This is a genomic window from Marinobacterium marisflavi, from assembly GCF_982447095.1.
In genome coordinates, this window is sequence record NZ_OZ457898.1 from 1,529,965 (window position 1) to 1,547,886 (window position 17,922).

Annotated in this window: 15 protein-coding genes; 9 read left to right on the plus strand and 6 right to left on the minus strand. The window is 54.0% G+C overall.

What is annotated here, in order from left to right; translation table 11 throughout:
- Positions 1-67 precede the first annotated feature (67 nt).
- Both AC1WNR_RS07585 and AC1WNR_RS07590 read left to right on the plus strand, forming a co-directional pair.
- Complete coding sequence (locus tag AC1WNR_RS07585) at positions 68-733, plus strand: winged helix-turn-helix domain-containing protein (protein WP_481643908.1); 666 nt, start codon at positions 68-70, stop codon at positions 731-733.
- A complete protein-coding gene (locus AC1WNR_RS07590; RefSeq protein WP_481643909.1) occupies positions 730-2,139 on the plus strand; it encodes a sensor histidine kinase in 1,410 nt (469 codons plus the stop codon). The genes AC1WNR_RS07585 and AC1WNR_RS07590 overlap by 4 nt, the downstream gene beginning before the upstream one ends.
- Here the strand turns inward: AC1WNR_RS07590 and guaD are convergent.
- The 4 genes from guaD to AC1WNR_RS07610 form a co-directional block, all read right to left on the minus strand.
- On the minus strand, positions 2,093-3,388 hold the full coding sequence (gene guaD / locus AC1WNR_RS07595) for a guanine deaminase (RefSeq protein ID WP_481643910.1): 1,296 nt from the start codon (positions 3,386-3,388) through the stop codon (positions 2,093-2,095). The genes AC1WNR_RS07590 and guaD overlap by 47 nt on opposite strands.
- A complete protein-coding gene (xdhC, locus tag AC1WNR_RS07600; protein ID WP_481643911.1) occupies positions 3,388-4,233 on the minus strand; it encodes a xanthine dehydrogenase accessory protein XdhC in 846 nt (281 codons plus the stop codon). Before xdhC ends, guaD begins: the two co-directional genes overlap by 1 nt.
- 71 nt (positions 4,234-4,304) lie before the next feature.
- Entirely contained in the window at positions 4,305-6,599 is a 2,295-nt protein-coding gene (xdhB, locus tag AC1WNR_RS07605) for a xanthine dehydrogenase molybdopterin binding subunit (protein WP_481643912.1), read from the minus strand.
- The gene (locus AC1WNR_RS07610) at positions 6,589-7,998 is read right to left on the minus strand and encodes a xanthine dehydrogenase small subunit (protein WP_481643913.1); all 1,410 of its coding nucleotides are present in this window, start codon (positions 7,996-7,998) and stop codon (positions 6,589-6,591) included. The genes xdhB and AC1WNR_RS07610 overlap by 11 nt, the downstream gene beginning before the upstream one ends.
- 159 nt (positions 7,999-8,157) lie before the next feature.
- Between AC1WNR_RS07610 and AC1WNR_RS07615 the strand changes: the two genes are divergently transcribed.
- From AC1WNR_RS07615 to AC1WNR_RS07645, 7 genes are all read left to right on the plus strand, one after another.
- Positions 8,158-9,549, plus strand: a complete 1,392-nt coding sequence (locus AC1WNR_RS07615; RefSeq protein ID WP_481643914.1) for an 8-oxoguanine deaminase — start codon at positions 8,158-8,160, stop codon at positions 9,547-9,549.
- Positions 9,550-9,557: 8 nt separating this feature from the next.
- Entirely contained in the window at positions 9,558-10,046 is a 489-nt protein-coding gene (gpt, locus tag AC1WNR_RS07620; protein WP_481643915.1) for a xanthine phosphoribosyltransferase, read from the plus strand.
- 3 nt (positions 10,047-10,049) lie between these two features.
- Positions 10,050-11,570 carry an ABC transporter ATP-binding protein gene (locus AC1WNR_RS07625; RefSeq protein ID WP_481643916.1) on the plus strand — a complete coding sequence of 507 codons (1,521 nt, stop codon included), beginning with the start codon at positions 10,050-10,052 and terminating at the stop codon, positions 11,568-11,570.
- The gene (locus AC1WNR_RS07630; protein ID WP_481643917.1) at positions 11,567-12,646 is read left to right on the plus strand and encodes an ABC transporter permease; all 1,080 of its coding nucleotides are present in this window, start codon (positions 11,567-11,569) and stop codon (positions 12,644-12,646) included. The genes AC1WNR_RS07625 and AC1WNR_RS07630 overlap by 4 nt, the downstream gene beginning before the upstream one ends.
- On the plus strand, positions 12,646-13,569 hold the full coding sequence (locus AC1WNR_RS07635) for an ABC transporter permease (protein WP_481643918.1): 924 nt from the start codon (positions 12,646-12,648) through the stop codon (positions 13,567-13,569). Before AC1WNR_RS07630 ends, AC1WNR_RS07635 begins: the two co-directional genes overlap by 1 nt.
- Before the next feature lie 40 nt (positions 13,570-13,609).
- On the plus strand, positions 13,610-14,680 hold the full coding sequence (locus tag AC1WNR_RS07640) for a BMP family ABC transporter substrate-binding protein (RefSeq protein ID WP_481643919.1): 1,071 nt from the start codon (positions 13,610-13,612) through the stop codon (positions 14,678-14,680).
- Between the two features lie 129 nt (positions 14,681-14,809).
- Positions 14,810-15,967, plus strand: a complete 1,158-nt coding sequence (locus tag AC1WNR_RS07645) for a GGDEF domain-containing protein (RefSeq protein WP_481643920.1) — start codon at positions 14,810-14,812, stop codon at positions 15,965-15,967.
- 7 nt (positions 15,968-15,974) lie between these two features.
- On the opposite strand, the gene AC1WNR_RS07650 is transcribed toward AC1WNR_RS07645, so the two are convergent.
- Positions 15,975-17,414 (minus strand): sigma-54-dependent transcriptional regulator, encoded by a 1,440-nt coding sequence (locus tag AC1WNR_RS07650; RefSeq protein WP_481643921.1) that lies wholly within the window; start codon positions 17,412-17,414, stop codon positions 15,975-15,977.
- Between the two features lie 56 nt (positions 17,415-17,470).
- Complete coding sequence (locus AC1WNR_RS07655) at positions 17,471-17,869, minus strand: Hpt domain-containing protein (RefSeq protein ID WP_481643922.1); 399 nt, start codon at positions 17,867-17,869, stop codon at positions 17,471-17,473.
- Positions 17,870-17,922: the final 53 nt, after the last annotated feature.

Consider the following 17,922-nt stretch of genomic DNA (forward strand, 5'->3'; position numbering starts at 1 on the left):
AAATGTCAGAGATCTGTTCTAATCTCTTATTAAATCTAATGTTTTAAGAGCTAAGAAGGTCCTAAACATGCGTGTACTCCTGGTAGAAGATGAAGCCGCGTTGGCAAGTGCACTAGCTGAGCATCTAGAGCTTCAAGGGATGGCGGTTGATAGTTTTGATCATCTACGGCTGGCCGACGGTGCGCTGCGCACAACCGAGTATGACCTGGTGCTACTCGACCTTCAGCTGCCCGATGGCGACGCAATCCCTTGGCTTAAGCAGCAACGACAGCAGCAGTTAAAAACCCCGGTCATCATACTGACTGCACGCGACCAGATCAGCGATCGGATCGCAGGACTCGACGCCGGTGCCGATGATTACGTCATCAAGCCCTACGATTTGGATGAGGTGAGTGCACGGATTCTGGCTGTCACCCGCCGGCAGTCCGGGCTAGCTACCAATGAGGTGCAGTACGGCAATCTCAGCATCGATTTGCAACGGCGCCACCTGGCGCTGGATGGCGAGCGTGTTGAGCTCACTGCTCGCGAATGGAGTATTCTCGAAACGCTGATAAAGCGCCCCGGTCACGTTGTCAGCAAAGAGCAGATTGAAGATCGACTCTACGCCTTCGGCCACGAGGTTGAGAGCAATACCGTAGAGGTCTACATCAGCCGACTGCGCAAGAAGCTTGGCCGGGAGCAGATAACCACTGTGCGCGGACTCGGCTATCGCTTGGATACCGAGACGGCATGAGCCGACCCTCAACGCTCGCGGCACGTCTGGGCACCCGTATTGCGATCAGTCTATTAATCGCCTGGGTTCTGGCGACCCTGGTATCGCTAGCCGTTTTGATGCGCGAGCTCAACTACTCCTATGATAAAACGCTACGGGAGACGGCTCAGCGCCTGCTGCCTCTGGCCATATCAGATTATCAACTGCATCAGGTCGGCCTGCTCGAACTGCGACCGGATCTGAGCCTGCTGCAGAATTTTGACCTGGGTATTACTCACCGTCTGCTGAGCGACCAGCCCGAGTACCTGCTGTATCAACTGCGAGATTGGCGCGGTAAGGTGCTACTGAGCTCGCACAACGCACCGATGAGCCCAATGCTACCTGCGATTCAACCGGGCTTCGCCTCCCTTGAACACTTCAGGCTATATACGGCCTCGACGCCGGACGGCCTCTACCATATTCAGGTGGCTGAATCGGTAAAGCACCGCTATGGTGCGCTGGTCGACTCGCTAATTCTATTCTTGCTGGTGTTCGTGCTTGCCCTTCCGGTCAGCGTGTTGCTGGTGTACACCGCGGTGCGCAAACAATTAGTGCCGGTCAATATGTTTACTAAGGCGATCGCACGACGCCACGGCCACAATCTCAAACCGATTGATCCCATCGATCTGCCAGATGATTTTCTTGAGGTGCAGCAGGCAACCAACGACCTGCTTGAACGGCTGCGTAGTGCGCTTAACTCCGAACGTGAATTTGCTGCTAATGCCGCGCATGAGCTGCGTACCCCGCTAGCCGTTGCATCGGTACAGCTGCAGCGCTTGCAGCAGGAGCTCGGTGGTGATGCCGACCGACGTGAACGTTTGAGCACTGTCTCTTTTAGCTTGCAGCGCTTGACGCGCTTGGTTGATAAGCTGTTGCAGCTGGCGCGCGCGGAATCTGCGGGCCTCTACTCAGGTACCCCGACGCCCATTGAACGTGTGGCTCAGATGGTCGCACGTGAATTGGATCCGAGTGGGCAGCGTATTGAGTTACTCGTCAGCGGTGCACCGAATTTGCAGCTAGACCCCGACGCCTTGGCAGTTATCCTCTCAAACCTGCTAGAGAACGGTCTGAAGTATGCGCCAAGCGAGAGCCCGGTCATTCTGCGCGCTGACAAAGATGCGCAGGTCCATGTAGAGAACCTAGCGCCTAACCTAGACGCAGAGAGTCTTCAGACTCTACAGCAGCGGTTTGTTCGCGGTTCCGAACGAAACAAACCAGGCGCCGGCCTAGGATTAGCTATTGTCTCGGCCTTCTGTCAGCAGCTAGACATAAAGCTATCCCTGGGACTGGTCGGCACCGGGCGTGGTCAACGGATACAGGTCAGTCTGGACTTCTCGGCGGTCACTCTGGCGACAGGGCCGGCTCTCCCATCACCCAAGTCTGTTTAACTGCACGCTCATCACCCAAAATCATTAGAGCGAAGATCAGCTCGTCGATCTCTATCGGGTGCTCCAACCGCAGCTTAAGTTGTGGAATGCGTTCAGGCGCTAGCAGAACGCAGTCCGCCTCTTTGCCGACTTCAAAATTACCGATATAGGCATCGAGTTGTAGTGCTCGAGCCGCACCGAGCGTCGCTAGATAGAGTGCTTGCTGGGGTGTGAGCCCCTCACCCGCCATCTGCTGTACCTTGTAGGCATCCCCCAGCGCGCTCAGCATTGAGAGGTTGGTACCACCGCCCACATCAGTCCCCACACCTACCTGCACGCCTGCGTTTAACGCACCGTTGATGGAGAAGAGTCCAGAGCCAAGGAACAGGTTTGAGCTGGGGCAGTGGCAAACGGTAGAGCCCGCTTCAGCCAAACATTGATGGTCCTCAGTGTCCAAGTGGATGCCGTGTGCGAATACCGCCCGATCGGTGACCAGTCCAGCCTGTTTGTACGCATCCAGATAGGAGCGGCTCTTGGGGTAGAGTTCAGCCACCCAAGCACACTCATCTACATTTTCTGCCACATGAGTGTGCAGATAGGTCTGCGGGTAGTCGCAGAGCAACTGACCAGCTGCGAGCAACTGAGCCTCGCTCGAAGTGGGGGCAAACCTGGGGGTTACGGCGTAGTCTAAACGGCCGACCCCTCGCCAGCGCTCGATCAATTCGGCTGACTCATCGTAAGCGCGTTCGGGCGTGTCACAGAGTGCCTCAGGCGCATGCTGATCCATCAGCACTTTTCCGCTGAGAATCCGTAGATTGCGCTGCTGCGCTTGCTCAAAAAAAGCATCCACTGAATTGACGGCTGAAGTTGCGAACACCAACGCGGTGGTCGTTCCTTGTGCCAGAAGTTGATCAAGGAAAGCGCCGGCCTGACGGCTCGCATAAGGCTTATCCGCATACTTCTGCTCTACCGGAAAGGTGTAACGGTTGAGCCACTCCAGTAGTTGTGTACCATAAGCCGCAATCATCTCAAGCTGAGGATAGTGCACGTGCATATCGATGAGGCCGGGGATCAGGATATGGTCGGGGTAGTGCTCCACAGCGGTACCCGGCGGTAGTTGCGCTAGCAGTACCTCGGCGTTCCCAAGCTGTTTCACACGGCCATCAGCGATCCAGAGTAGACCGTCAGGCAGGTACTCCCACTGAGCATCGAGAGCGGATTTAGAGCTGTCGGGAAAGTGAAGGATGGAGGCGCGGATACATCGTTGCATCAACGGGCACCGCTATCCGTCTTAAGTGGCCGAACGATGGCTAGCTTGCTGTCACTCGCTGACTCAATAGAATCGTCGCCGCAGAGTTTTTGGCGCTTGTACATCAGATCCGCGGCAATAGACACAGCGATCTCAGTCGGTGTTTTAGTTTTTAAGTCGGGCAGTCCGATCGGTGTATCAATTCGATCCTTCTCAGACTGTGCGATACCGCGCTGATCTAGGCGCTGCATAAACCGACGCGCTTTCGTGTTCGAGCCGATCATCCCCAAATAATCAAACTCACAGCTAAGCGCGGCAAGTACCAGTTCGAAGTCGAGTTGATGATCGTGCGTCATAATTAACGACCAAGCCCGTTTTGGCAAAGATCCTGCGACATCAATAGGGTCACGTTCTACTCGATTAACACCCGGGGGTATCGCATGGATAAAGAGTTCATCGCGATCATCAATCCAGTGCACATTGAATCCAAGGCCGGCCAATATTGGCACCAACGCTTGGGCTACATGCCCCGCACCGAATAGATAGAGCTGCACCAAACTGGCATTAAAGACCTCGAACAGTACGCGAACTTCGCCGCCACAACACTGCCCCAGTGAGCTGTTTAGTGTGTAGGGCTTCTCAAACACCCCATCGACCCCTTGGTGGATCAACTCACGCGCATACCCGACTGCATCGTACTCAAGATTGCCGCCGCCGAGGGACTCAACGACCTTATCGAGCGTTACCACCATTTTGGTTCCGCGCGACCGAGGGCTTGAACCACGATCAGCAATTTGGGTAACAAGTACCGCCGCCTGGCCCGACTCGATGGTATCTGCGAGTGCTTTGCTCCACTGACTAAACAACTATTAATTCCTTATTATTCAATGCGTAAAGAGGTCCTTTAAATCTAAAATCTGGTATTTCGCCTGCCACGCTAGTGCGCTCTGTTTAGCTGCGCCAGTGCGGACACAACGGCTTCTGGCGTTGCTGGCGCCTGCAGTTGAACCCAGCGTTGGTAGCCTGCCACACTTGCAATAGCATCTTCAATGGCACACCAGGCCGAGATTGCGAGCATCAACGGCGGCTCGCCAACAGCCTTAGAGCTGTAAATTGTCGCAGCCGAGTTAGGCTCCTGCAGCAGCTCGATACGCAGATCCGTTGGACGATCAGAAACCGCAGGGATCTTATAGGTTGCCGGAGAGTTCGTCAGTAAGCGACCGTCATCGCTCCAACAGAGCTCTTCCGTCGTTAACCACCCCAACCCCTGTACGTAGCCACCCTCAATCTGTCCCAGATCAATACTCGGGTTAAGACTCATACCCGCGTCATGCAAAATATCGGCCCGTATCACCTGAGACATACCAGTGAGTCGGTCCACCTCAACTTCGGTACAGGCGACTCCCAAGGCGAAATAGTAGAACGGCTGGCCTTTTGCCTGTTTGCGGTCGTACCCGATCTCCGGCGTCTTGTAGAAACCGGTCGCTGATAGAGAGACACGCGCCATATAGGCCTGCTGTACCAGCTCGGCAAAACTCTGCTCGCCTCCCGGCCAACTAATCATCCCATCAGCAAAGCGCACTGACTGCGCCGCTATACCCTGACGCTTTACCAGATGCTCGACAAGACGTTCACGCAAAGTCAGCGCAGCATTACGGGCAGCCATACCGTTGAGGTCAGCGCCACTTGAAGCGGCTGTCGGCGACGTGTTGGGTACCTTATCGGTGCGAGTAGAGCTCATTCTAACCTGGCCTAAAGCGACTCCCAACACCGCCGCAACGATCTGGCTCACTTTGGTGTAAAGACCCTGCCCCATCTCTGTACCGGCCTGGCTCACGAGTACCGACCCATCGGTGTAGATATGCAAAAGTACGCCGGCTTGGTTCAGGTGTTTGCCGGTGAAAGAGATTCCAAACTTAACAGGGGTCAGCGCTAAGCCTTTTAAGTAGCGCGGATCTGTGGTGTTGTGGGCGGTAATCGCCTGGCGACGCTCGCGGTAGTCCGCACTCTGCTCGAGTCTTTGTATCATTGAGCGTAGTTGACTGCCGTCGACCTGCTGATGATAGGGAGTGGTCGCTCCCGACTCTGGATAGAGGTTCCTCAAGCGCAGATCTAAAGGGTCGAGAGCAAGCTCACGCGCGATCTGCTGCATCATCGCTTCTCCAGCAAGCATCCCCTGGGGCCCGCCAAAGCCACGAAAAGCCGTATTGGAGACCTTATCAGTGCGCCAACGCTCACCGAGGATGCGAGCATTTGGCAGATTATAGGCATTATCAAAGTGGAACATCGCTCGATCGACGATTGCGTCTGAGAGATCCGCAGAGCAACCGCAATCACCGTCCAGCACAGCCGTTACTGCTTCTATCTTACCCTCCGCCGTAACGGCAGCTCGATAAGCTGCCTCGAAAGGGTGGCGTTTACCCGTTAGCATCATATCCTGAGCTCGAGGTAGACGTAGTTTAACAGCCTGCCCTGTACGCTGTGCAGCAACGGCTGCTAGGCATGCCCAGGCAGCAGCCTGACTCTCCTTGCCGCCAAAACCTCCACCCATGCGGCGCACTTCGACACATACCTCGTTGAATTCGAGGCCACAGACCTCAGCCACCAATTTCTGCACTTCGCTGGGATGCTGAGTTGAGCAGTGAATCTGCAAGCTACCATCTTCGTTTGGCAAGGCGACTGAGGCCTGCCCCTCTAGGTAGACATGCTCTTGACCACCGATTTGAAGGCCACCAACAATCACATTATCGGCAGACGCGAGAACCGCATCCGGATCACCTTTGAGTAGTTCATGACTTGGTCGGACACGCGCTTGAGCAGAGCGAGCTTGGGCTAGCGTTAGAATCGGCGCCTCTTCGCAGTACTCCACTTCGGCCAGCAGCGCCGCGCGGCGCGCCTGTAATTCAGTTTTCGCAATTACAACAAACAGCGCCTGTCCGTGAAATATGACCTCTGTATCAACGAGTAGCGGGTCGCCAGGGAAGATCGGTCCAACATCTGTAAGAGCTGGCAGGTCTGAGTATGTTAGTAGGTCAACCACCCCTGATGCTGCTCGCACAGCGTTGAGATTCAGCGACCTCACCTCTCCACGCGCGATACTCGTCTGCCCTACCGCAGCGAACAGAGAACCCTGAGGCAGTGGAATATCATCTATGTAACGGGCATCGCCGGTTACGTGAAGTTTGGCGGACTCATGCTCGATACTCAAACCCACTGGCAAACTACTCTTCATCGCTCACCTCCGCAGTCTGCAAAGCATCTAAAAGCAACGCAGTTGTACAGTGCAGACGGTAGTCGGCGCTAGCGCGCAGATCATCTAGCGGGTGCAGGTGCTTATCGACCAGCGCGCGAATTGACCTGTAATCCCAGGCTCCAGTCTCAGTGCCCTGCAACTCAGCGGCCAAGCTCGACGCGTTGATTGGAGTTGCCGCCACACCGCCAAGCCCGAGCGCTAGATGCGCAATTCGCCCACGAGCAACGGTGATGCAGGCGGCGAAAAGCAAGGCCGAAATATCATCTTCGCGCCGTTTTGAGACCTTCTCGACTATGAGTTTTTGAGGTCCCTCAGGCAAGCGCAAACTCACCGAGTGGATAATTTCGTTGGGTTCCAGAACCGTCGTCCGATAACCGGTGAAGAACTGAGCGAGAGGGACATCGCGCGTTCCCTGAGCACTCCAACACCGCACCTCTGCGCCGAGGGCCAAGAACAGCGGCGGCAGGTCTCCGATCGGTGAAGCGGTTCCGAGATTCCCACCCACAGTGCCGCGATTGCGGATCTGATCAGAGCCTATATGTAGTAGCAGGTTTGCGAGTTCAGGTAAGGCTGCGCTTGCCCAGTCCAATAGCTGGTTGAAGCTCACTCCCGCCCCGACTCTTACCTGACTGGACTCTCTTTCCTCAACAATCTGCTGCAGCTCCCGAATTCGACTCAACCCGATCATCTGGGGCTTTCTCTTCAGTTGCTGAGTCACCTCCAGCATCAGGTCAGTTCCACCTGCAACCAACCCGTAATTCAAGCTTTGCGACTGCAGGCGAGCCAACTCTATCAACGACTCGGGAAGCATAAGCGCACACTCCTGCCCTAGGGGCGGTATTTGATTAAGCTGATTAGCTATCTCAACCCGATCGATCTGAGTCTCATAGTTTTGTGCGGCCCGTTTCACGGCGCTGACGATGGTGCCATAGCCCGTACAGCGGCATAGGTTACCCGCAACCGCCTGGCTCGCCTTTTCATCTGACGGTGTTTCGCCCTCCCCCAGACTCTCCATCAAGACAAACGCAGAAACGATAAAACCGGGAGTACAAAACCCGCACTGAGATGCATGCGTCTCAATAAAGGCCTGCTGTACCGGATGAAGGGTAGTGCCCTGCCGCAGATCGGCCGCCGTGATCAGTTCGCGCCCGTGCAGCTCGGTCGCGGGACAGATACAGGCGTTTATACTCTGGTATTCAACCTGTCCAGCCTCATCAAGTTGGCCCAGCGCAACAGTGCAGGCACCGCAATCGCCTGAAGCGCACCCCTCTTTAGTGGCGGTCATGCGCCGCTCGTTACGTAGATAATCAAGCAGTGTTAAATCGGCGGGCAGCTCTGTCTCGCTAATGATCTGATTGTTGTGTAGATATTGAATCACTTAGGCACTCCCAAGCCGCCGTTTACACTTATCCTGTAACGACTATTGCCTAGAATGGTCAAAAAGGGCAAGTTTTGGTTGATTTAGTGGTGTTGATTTCTTTCAATACTGATTTGGCTGTATCCGTACTGGTATCGGCCCTTTAGAAGTTACGAGCGAATGTCCAACCCCCAATCTATATCGGATTTGAATAGCAAAACAATATGGCTCGCAAATCCGCTTGCGATCTATACCGGAACAGAAACCGACGCTGGCGGTGGAGTTGTTGTATCGGGCCGAGAGATAGTTGAACTAGTTCCCGCAGGCGCTCAGCCTAAGACGTATGCATCTGAGCGTATCGATATGAGTGAGCAGGTGCTGATTCCTGGCCTGATCAATACTCACCACCACTTTTACCAGACGCTGACGCGCGCTCTGCCCGCCGCACTGAATAAAGAGCTTTTCCCCTGGCTGCAGACGCTCTATCCAGTCTGGGCTAACCTGGACCCAGAAGTTCACCGTGCTGCCACGCGCCTTGCTTTAGCAGAGCTACTTCTGTCCGGTTGCACTACCGCTTCAGATCATCACTACCTGTTTCCTCAAAACCTAACAGATGCGATAGATCACCAAGTTGAGATTGGTGCCCAGATGGGCGTGCGAATGGCGATGACACGCGGCTCCATGAGTCTAGGCAAAGATCAAGGCGGACTGCCACCTAACTCAGTCGTACAGACCGAGGAGGCTATTCTGGCTGACTCTGAGCGCCTGGTATCACGCTATCATGACAGCGCGAAATTCTCGATGAGCCAGATCGCTCTGGCACCCTGCTCGCCGTTTTCGGTCACCACCGAGCTAATGCGCGACACTGCATTACTAGCCGAGAAACTCGATGTACGATTGCATACCCACTTGGCCGAAACCATCGATGAGGAGAACTTCTGCCAGCAGATGTTCGGTATGCGCACGGTCGACTATCTTGAATCCGTTGGCTGGCTCTCCAACCGAACCTGGCTGGCGCACGCTATCCACTTCAATAGCGAAGAGATTGAGCGTTTGGGGCGAGCAGGTACCGGCATCTGCCACTGTCCAAGCTCCAATATGATGCTCGCTTCGGGTATCTGTCACGTCAAAGAGCTCGAAGCCGCAGGTTCACCGGTCGGACTGGGTGTCGATGGATCAGCATCCAATGACTGCTCGAATATGATTCAAGAGGTGCGTCAGGCGATGTATATCCAGCGACTGCGCTATGGGTCAGCAAAGGTCACCCACTTTGACGCGCTGCGCTGGGGAACGGCGGGTTCGGCGCGCGTGCTTGGGCGTGAAGATATAGGTACACTGGCGGTTGGAAAAGCAGCTGACATAGCCACCTTTAAATTGGATGAGCCGCGCTTCTCTGGCGCTCATGATCCGCTAGCCGCCCTGCTCCTCTGCGGTGCTCATCGCGCTGAGTCAGTTATGGTTAATGGCGAATGGCGTGTAAAAGGTGGTGAGCTGGTTGACGGCGATATCGACCAGATTATGTTTGAACACAAATGTGCGGCCCAGACCCTGGCCGCCCGTGCGACCCAGTGAGGTAAGTGATGACACCCTATAACAAAGACTTCCCGGTTAGTTGGGACGAAATGCACCGCAATGCCCGTGCTCTCTCCTGGCGTCTGCTTGAACTGGGCCCATGGAAGGGTGTTATTGCGATTACCCGCGGTGGTCTAGTGCCTGCCGCTATTCTGGCCCGTGAGATGGATCTGCGACTGATCGATACCATCTGCGTTGTCTCCTACACCAATTCAGACAGTGGCGAGGCCTCGGTACAGGGTGATATTGAGGTACTTAAAGGCGTTGAAGGTGACGGTGAGGGAATGATCCTGATTGATGATCTGGTCGATACCGGCAAAACCGCTCGCCACGTTCGCGAAATGCTACCCAAAGCCCATTTTGCGACGCTTTATGCGAAGCCTGCTGGCAAGCCTTTGGTCGATACTTTTATCACCGAGGTGAGCCAGGATACCTGGATACGATTCCCTCGGGATATGGTACAAACCTTTACGCCGCCGCTAGCTGAGAGCCGATAACTGATGCCAGAGTCGCTGTTAGAGATTACTGGGCTCACCAAAGCCTACCCCGGTGTTGTTGCCAACAACGACGTCTCCTTCACGATCAACAAGGGTGAAGTTCATGCGCTACTGGGCGAGAACGGCGCCGGCAAAAGCACCCTCGTAAAGATGATTTACGGCCTGGTCAACCCGGATGCAGGTGAAATGAGGTTGAACGGTACGAGTTTCGCGCCCGATTCACCGAACCGCGCACGTGCTAGCGGTGTTGCCATGGTGTTTCAGCACTTTTCACTCTTTGATGCTCTTAGTGTTGCCGAGAATATTGCCCTGGGTATGGATAACGCTCCAGCACCCAGAGAGCTTGCCAAGAGCATTGAGGATGTCTCACACGCCTACGGCCTGCCGCTTGAACCCAAGCGTATCGTCGGTACCCTCTCAGCCGGTGAACGCCAGCGAGTTGAGATCATCCGCTGCCTTCTGCAAAACCCGAAACTCCTGATTATGGATGAGCCGACTTCGGTATTGACGCCACAAGAGGTTGAAATTCTGTTTCAAACTTTGCGTCAGCTTAAAGCTGAGGGCACCTCGATTCTCTATATCTCGCACAAGCTTGAAGAGATCCGAGCACTCTGCGATACCGCGACGATACTGCGCCACGGTGAAAAGGTGGCAACCTGTATCCCCGCCTCAACTACAGCGCGTGATATGGCCGAAATGATGGTTGGCGCCAGCTTCTCAAATCCCGTTAAGGCACAGCGTGAGATCGGTGAAACTTTGTTGCAAGTGGATAACCTTCGCTCACAAAGTGCCGATCCCTTTGGCACCTCATTGCGCGCGATCAGTTTTGAAGTAAAAGCGGGTGAGATACTTGGAATTGGTGGTGTAGCCGGCAACGGCCAAGATGAACTACTGGCAGCCCTATCCGGAGAGATGCGTACTGGCGCCGATACCATCCGTCTTAAACACCAAGCGATAGGCAGGCTGGGGCCGAACAAGCGTCGTGAACTCGGTTTGCTCAGTGCACCCGAAGAGCGTCTAGGTCATGCCGCCGCTCCTGGAATGTCATTGAAGGAGAACTCGGTGGTGACGGCCGCGCGCCGCATGGGACTGCTTAATAGCGGTTTCATTAATTGGAGTGCGACCGAGCAATTCACCCAGCGGGTGATTGCTGACTTTGATGTGAGAACCCCGGGCACCCATACGCCGGCCGGCTCCTTGTCAGGCGGCAACCTGCAGAAATTTGTAGTGGGACGTGAAGTCTCCCAGCAACCTGAAGTGCTCGTAATAAACCAGCCAACCTGGGGTGTGGATGCAGCCGCAGCAGCTTCAATCCGACAAAAATTACTTGACCTTGCCGACAACGGAGCGGGCGTTATTGTGATCAGCCAAGACCTGGATGAGCTACTAGAGATAAGCGACTACTTCTGTGCCCTTAACGAAGGTACGCTTTCGGCCACCTACCCCACCGCAGAACTGGAACTTGATCAGATCGGCCTGATGATGGGCGGTTCGCACGGTGCTGGCCAGGAGGGCGCTCAATGATTCGGTTTGAGAAGCGCCTTAATCCATCACGCGCTACAACAATTCTGACGCCGTTTATCGCCGTTCTGCTGACGATGATCGCCGGCGGGATCATGTTTGCGGCTCTAGGAAAGGATCCAGTGGAGGCGATACGCATCATCTTCTGGGATCCACTATTCGATCCAAATTTTGCCGACTACTCACGCCCACAACTGCTGGTCAAAGCAGGGCCACTTATCCTAATCGCGATCGGTCTGTCTGTGGGCTTTCGTGCGGGTATCTGGAACATCGGCGCGGAAGGCCAGTATATCATGGGGGCAATCTTCGGTGCAGCTACCGCGTTGGCAGTCTACCCAACCGAATCCCCCTTGATCTTCCCCGCAATGGTGATTGCGGGTGCCCTGGGCGGCTGGCTATGGGCTATGATTCCGGCCATTTTGCGCACCAAGTTTAAGACCAATGAAATTCTAGTGTCGTTGATGCTCGTCTACGTCGCTGAATCGATCCTTGCCTCAGTTGCACAGGGCGTTCTGAAGAACCCGGACGGCTACGGCTTCCCGGGCTCGCGAAACCTGCAACAGTACCCGAGCGCCTTTAACGAAGAGGTATTTGCTAACTCAGGTATGCACTGGGGTGTCATCACAGCATTTATCGCAGTGATCTTTACCTACGTAATGATGACCCGCCATATTCGCGGATTTGAGGTGCGTCTAATGGGTGAAGCACCCAAAGCCGCTCGGTTCGCCGGCGTTTCAACGACGCGCCTCGTAGTGTTCTGTCTTGGCTTCTCTGGCGCGCTGGCAGGGTTAGCCGGCATGTTCGAGGTTTCAGGTCCATCCGGTCAGATTACCATCGATTTCAACACCGGCTATGGTTTTACCGCAATCATTGTTGCCTTCCTGGGACGTCTGCATCCGATTGGTATACTGCTGGCTGGCTTATTGATGGCGCTCACCTATATTGGCGGCGAATTAGCTCAGTTAATGTTGGGACTTCCGGGCGCTTCAATTCAGCTATTCCAAGGCATGCTGCTGCTCTTTTTGCTCGCGACTGATATCTTCACCAACTACCGTCTGCGTCTCGGGGGGGCACACTGATGAACCTACTTGGAATAGATCCTATTCTTTTGATCGCTTCGCTGATGGTCTCTGCCACCCCCATTCTATTGGCAGCCATCGGTGAGACGGTTGTTGAGAAGTCGGGTGTACTGAATCTCGGTGTTGAAGGGATGATGATTGTTGGCGCTGTGGTTGGTTTTATCACCGCAGTGAACACTGAGAATCCACTGCTAGGGTTCTTAACAGCCGCTATCGCAGGCGCCCTGCTCTCTACAATTTTTGCCACACTGGTGCTCTATTTCAAATCCAACCAAGTGGCAACAGGTCTCGGATTAACCCTGGTCGGCCTGGGTGTTTCTGCTCTACTGGGCAAGCCCTATGAGGGCATCAAGTCACCAACCATCAAATCCTTCGAGATTCCGATGCTATCCGACATCCCAGTCCTAGGCCCGATGCTCTTCTCACATGACCTTATGGTTTACATCTCAATACTGATTGTCGCGCTGGTGTGGTACACGCTTAAATACACCCGCTTTGGTCTGATACTGCGTGCGGTCGGTGAAAACCACGACGCCGCCCATGCTCTGGGCTACAAGGTGATACGTATCCGCTTTATGGCGATCATGTTCGGTGGTGCCTGTGCAGGCCTCGGGGGTGCTTATATCAGCTTGGCGCGCGTACCCCAGTGGACCGAGGGCATGACTGCTGGTGCGGGCTGGATCGCTTTGGCAATAGTAGTTTTCGCAAGCTGGAAGCCCTGGCGGACACTGATAGGGGCATATCTATTTGGCGGAATAACCGTTTTGCAGCTCAATTTACAGGCGGCTGGCGTAGCAATTCCGGTAGAGTACTTGTCTATGTCGCCGTTTTTGATAACTATAGCGGTCTTGGTAATAATTTCGGCTCGAGGGAATCAGTGCGCACCTGCATCGCTCGGTCGCCTATTCCACGCCTCAAGCTGAGGCAACTAACCTTAACAGGCAACTTCACAGGGAGTACCCCATGAAACTTAAATCAATCTTCGCATCAACGGTTGCAGCTGTAGCGCTGAGCTCTGCAGCAATGGCAGCCGACGTTAAAGTCGGTTTTGTCTACGTTGGCCCCGTTGGTGATGGCGGCTGGACTTACGAGCACGAACAGGGCCGTCTGGCGGTCGAGAAGCACTTTGGTGATCGTGTTGAGACAATTTTCCAGGAGAGTGTTCCTGAGGGTGCTGACTCTGAGCGTGTAATGACTCAGATGGCGCTGCAGGGTGCAGACCTGATCTTTACAACCTCTTTCGGTTACATGGATCCCACCATCAACGTTGCCAAGAAGTTCCCTAAGGTTAAGTTCGAGCACGCGACTGGCTACAAGCGCGCTGACAACGTATCAACCTACTCAGCACGATTCTATGAGGGCCGTGCAGTACAGGGGCACATCGCAGGTAAGATGACCAAAACCAACAAGATTGGTTACATCGGCTCTTTCCCAATTCCAGAGGTAATCCGCGGTATCAACTCGGCTTACATTCATGCGAAGAAGGCGAATCCAAATGTAGAGTTCAACATTGTTTGGGCCTACACCTGGTTCGATCCGGCGAAAGAAGCAGATGCCGCTAAAGCACTGATTGAACAGGGCGCTGACGTGATCCTGCAGCACACTGACTCGACTGCACCGCAGGCAGCAGCCCAGGAAGCGGGCAATGTCATCACCTTCGGTCAGGCATCTGATATGGCTGATTACGGCCCACTGCCGCGCGTGTCATCTATCATCGACAACTGGGCACCATACTACATTGCACGTACTCAGGCCGTTCTGGATGGTACTTGGACTTCAACCGACACTTGGGACGGTATCGGTCCAGGCATGGTTGGCATCGGTGAGATCTCATCAGCTGTGCCTGCTGACGTAAAAGCTGAAGCCGAAGCTCTGCGCGATGCGCTGGCATCGGGCGAATACCATGCGTTCACGGGTCCAATCAACAAGCAGGACGGTTCTGCTTGGTTGGCTGAAGGTGAAACTGCTGATGACGGCACTCTGGCCGGCATGAGCTTCTACGTTGAAGGTCTGACGGGTTCAATTCCTCAGTAAACCTAGACTGAAACGAAACACCCGAGCCCCGGCGGTTGAATCCAGCGGGGCTTTTTTATGCTTACTCGCAAATTGCACAATCCGAACTATATTTATTAGATAATCTTTTGGATTGGGCTGTTTGCAGTTATGCCGCACTCCCGCGCACCTAAAAATTGGTCTCCTGTCGCCGCATCTACCGCGGCACTCATTGCCATTACAGGTGCAACTCCCGTTAACGCAGCTCTACCCGCCCTAACGTCTGCTCTCGGTTTCAGCATCGCTGGCGCAACTGCGGTAACAGTACTCAGTACCCTGGCGGCACTCTACTTTTGGCGCAGTGCGCGTCAACGTCAGATTTTTCTGCGTGATCTCCAACAGGGGCTGGGGCAACAGAGGCAGTTACTCGACAAATTTGATTCTCAGGTAATCGCCTCGCGTACAGACCTCGACCTAAAAATCACCTGGGTCTCACACGCACTATTGAAAATATCAGGCTACGAGAAGCAGGACCTTATTGGTGAGCCTGTCTGGAAGTTGCTTGACCCGCAGTTGGGTCATGAACTCTACACTGAGATCATTGCAACTATCGATAAGAGTGGCATATGGCGTGGAACCGTCCGCCATCAAGGCAAAGGCCCAAACTACTACTGGGTCGAAGCGACCGTTGAACCCCTCGTCGATGCCCAGGGTGAGCGCTGCGGCTATATTCAGATTCGCCAGGATGTGACCTCGCAAAAACGGTTGGAAGAGTTGTGGATGACCGACCATCTGACCGGGCTTCATAATCGCCAGAGTATCGACCAACTCTGGGAGCGCGAAATACAGCGTAGTGTTAGATACGGCGATGTTTTCAGTATACTGCTCATCGATATTGACCACTTTAAGCGCGTCAATGACAACTACGGTCATTTAGTTGGCGATGAGTTGCTGTTCCAATTCGCACAGTTGCTGCGCGAGGTATCGCGGGACACTGACCATATCGGGCGCTGGGGTGGCGAGGAGTTTATTGTACTGATTCCGAACACAAATTTGAGCAGCGCCGTACTGATGGCAGAGAAGATTCGCGAGACTATAGACAGCTTTAGCTTCACCACGGTGGGTAGAATTACTGTCAGTATCGGCATAGCGACCTACCGTAACGGGATGAATCAGGACGATCTCTTCTCAGTCGCCGATGCGGCACTTTATCGTGGCAAAGCGCAGGGGCGTAACCGTGCGGAGGTCGGTGATATTCGCGACAAACACGAACTCAATCCAGACAGGTTGATAGGGAGTTCGCCCCAGTGCAAAACTCCCGTTCACTAGAGATGGCTCAGGCTTTGGCTTTTACCGGTTTCTGCGCGTCCCATGCGATCTTCTTACGATAGATCGTCGAGGGACTTAGCTCTAACAATGCGGCCGCTTTGGGCACGTTACCATCGCACAGCGCGATCGCATTCTCTATAAACAGCTTCTCAATCTCCGCCATTGGGCGAATATCAGCAAGCGTTGTAGCCAACAGCCCGGCATTGGCCTTGGAGCGACGACGTCGTGTCTTAGGTGCGGCCTTAGTCGCGGGAGCTACCGTCGCACTGAAGCTATCTAGAGGCGGCGGTAACTGCTTAACATCAATAATGCCACCTTGGTTGAGCACCACGATATTTCGAACCACATTCTGAAGTTCACGTACGTTACCAGGCCAACTGTATTGACGGAAGACTGACTCCGCTATCGGAGAAAAACCATCGTACTGCTTAGCTTCCTCTCGCGAAAAACGCTTGAGGAAGTTATTCGCGATCAACATGATGTCATCATCCCGATCACGCAAGGCAGGCATAGAGATTGGTATGACGTGAAGACGGTAGTAGAGATCTTCTCGGAAGCGCCCGGCTCGGACCTCTTCAAGAGGCTCGCGGTTTGTCGCGCAGACAAAGCGCACATCAACCACCTCATCCTTGTTACTGCCAACTTTTTGGACAATCCCCGTCTGGATGAAGCGCAGAAGCTTGGTCTGCAAATCAAAACTCATCTCGCCTATCTCATCGAGAAATAGGGTACCGCCATTGGCCATACTCGCCGCACCTTCACGGTTGGCGGTTGCGCCTGTAAACGCCCCTTTTAGGTGGCCAAAAATTTCGCTCTCCATCAAATCCTTTGGGATAGCAGCACAATTGAGAGCGATAAATGGGCCATCCGAACGGACGCTTTGACGGTGAAGGGCCTCCGCGCAGAGCTCTTTACCGGTACCGCTCTCGCCAGTGATAAATACTGATGCCTTACTGGGTGCCGCCTTCTTGATCAGCTCATAGACCTCGTGCATCGTGTCAGAGCCGCCCACAAAGTTATGAAACTGCTTAACCATCTGATCAGACTGCTCGGGTGCTCGCTCGGCCGCGTTGGCAGCCTGCGCGAGCGCCGCTTTAGCTGTGGTTTTAAGACGTCGTGAGTCAAAGGGTTTCTCGAGAAAGTCATAAGCGCCTAATCGCATCGCATCAACAGCTTTGCCGATAGAGCCATGGGCGGTCATCACTATGATGAGACTTGGTGAGCCCGCTTCGGTCAACGCACGAAGAATCTCGAAACCATCACCATCCGGCAGTTTGACATCAAGAAGGATCAAGGGATAACTGCGCACTCTCAACTTATCCCGAGCTTCCTTAATCGTCGCAGCGATATCAACGCTAATCGACTCGCTCTTAAGGTACTCAGTGTAAATCTTGCGTAGACTCGCACTATCCTCGACGATCAAAACGTCTGCCGGATTATCACTCATGAACTATTCCTCACACCCTACTCTCGGGTGATTGATACTATTGTTGAGAATCTCGGTTAGCTCTCAAGCTTTGAGGAGAACTCGTTTAGAGCTGTAATTACCGCCTCAAGACGCGCGGGAATCTCGGGCACCAGCGACTCAACAGTTGCTGAATCACCGGCTTTGGCACTCTTTTCGATACGCTCGCTCAGATAACGAAGAGACTCTGCGCCAAAGGTCGCTGATGTACCTTTAAGCGAGTGGGCCTCGACGGAGAGCGCGGACATATCATCCTGCTTAAGATTTGTCTGGATATTCTCTAAGCGTTGAGCCGATTCCGTTTCAAATACCTCGATCAAACTTGGCAAAAACTCGACAGAGGTGTCTTCTAGAAGACGCTCCATTACCGCTAGATCAAGCACGCCACCGATTGATTTCACGAACTGCTCATCAAGTGATTCAACTACAGAGGGCATTATTTGCATCCTTTATTACCTATGGATTGTTAATACACATCCAGTTTAAGCAA

Coding starts and splice junctions, on each gene's coding strand:
- AC1WNR_RS07585 (WP_481643908.1), top strand. CDS start 68: ATGCGTGTACTCCTGGTAGAAGATGAAGCCGCGTTGGCAAGTGCACTA.
- AC1WNR_RS07590 (WP_481643909.1), top strand. CDS start 730: ATGAGCCGACCCTCAACGCTCGCGGCACGTCTGGGCACCCGTATTGCG.
- guaD (WP_481643910.1), bottom strand. CDS start 3,388: ATGCAACGATGTATCCGCGCCTCCATCCTTCACTTTCCCGACAGCTCT.
- xdhB (WP_481643912.1), bottom strand. CDS start 6,599: ATGAAGAGTAGTTTGCCAGTGGGTTTGAGTATCGAGCATGAGTCCGCC.
- AC1WNR_RS07615 (WP_481643914.1), top strand. CDS start 8,158: ATGTCCAACCCCCAATCTATATCGGATTTGAATAGCAAAACAATATGG.
- gpt (WP_481643915.1), top strand. CDS start 9,558: ATGACACCCTATAACAAAGACTTCCCGGTTAGTTGGGACGAAATGCAC.
- AC1WNR_RS07625 (WP_481643916.1), top strand. CDS start 10,050: ATGCCAGAGTCGCTGTTAGAGATTACTGGGCTCACCAAAGCCTACCCC.
- AC1WNR_RS07630 (WP_481643917.1), top strand. CDS start 11,567: ATGATTCGGTTTGAGAAGCGCCTTAATCCATCACGCGCTACAACAATT.
- AC1WNR_RS07635 (WP_481643918.1), top strand. CDS start 12,646: ATGAACCTACTTGGAATAGATCCTATTCTTTTGATCGCTTCGCTGATG.
- AC1WNR_RS07640 (WP_481643919.1), top strand. CDS start 13,610: ATGAAACTTAAATCAATCTTCGCATCAACGGTTGCAGCTGTAGCGCTG.
- AC1WNR_RS07645 (WP_481643920.1), top strand. CDS start 14,810: ATGCCGCACTCCCGCGCACCTAAAAATTGGTCTCCTGTCGCCGCATCT.
- AC1WNR_RS07650 (WP_481643921.1), bottom strand. CDS start 17,414: ATGAGTGATAATCCGGCAGACGTTTTGATCGTCGAGGATAGTGCGAGT.
- AC1WNR_RS07655 (WP_481643922.1), bottom strand. CDS start 17,869: ATGCCCTCTGTAGTTGAATCACTTGATGAGCAGTTCGTGAAATCAATC.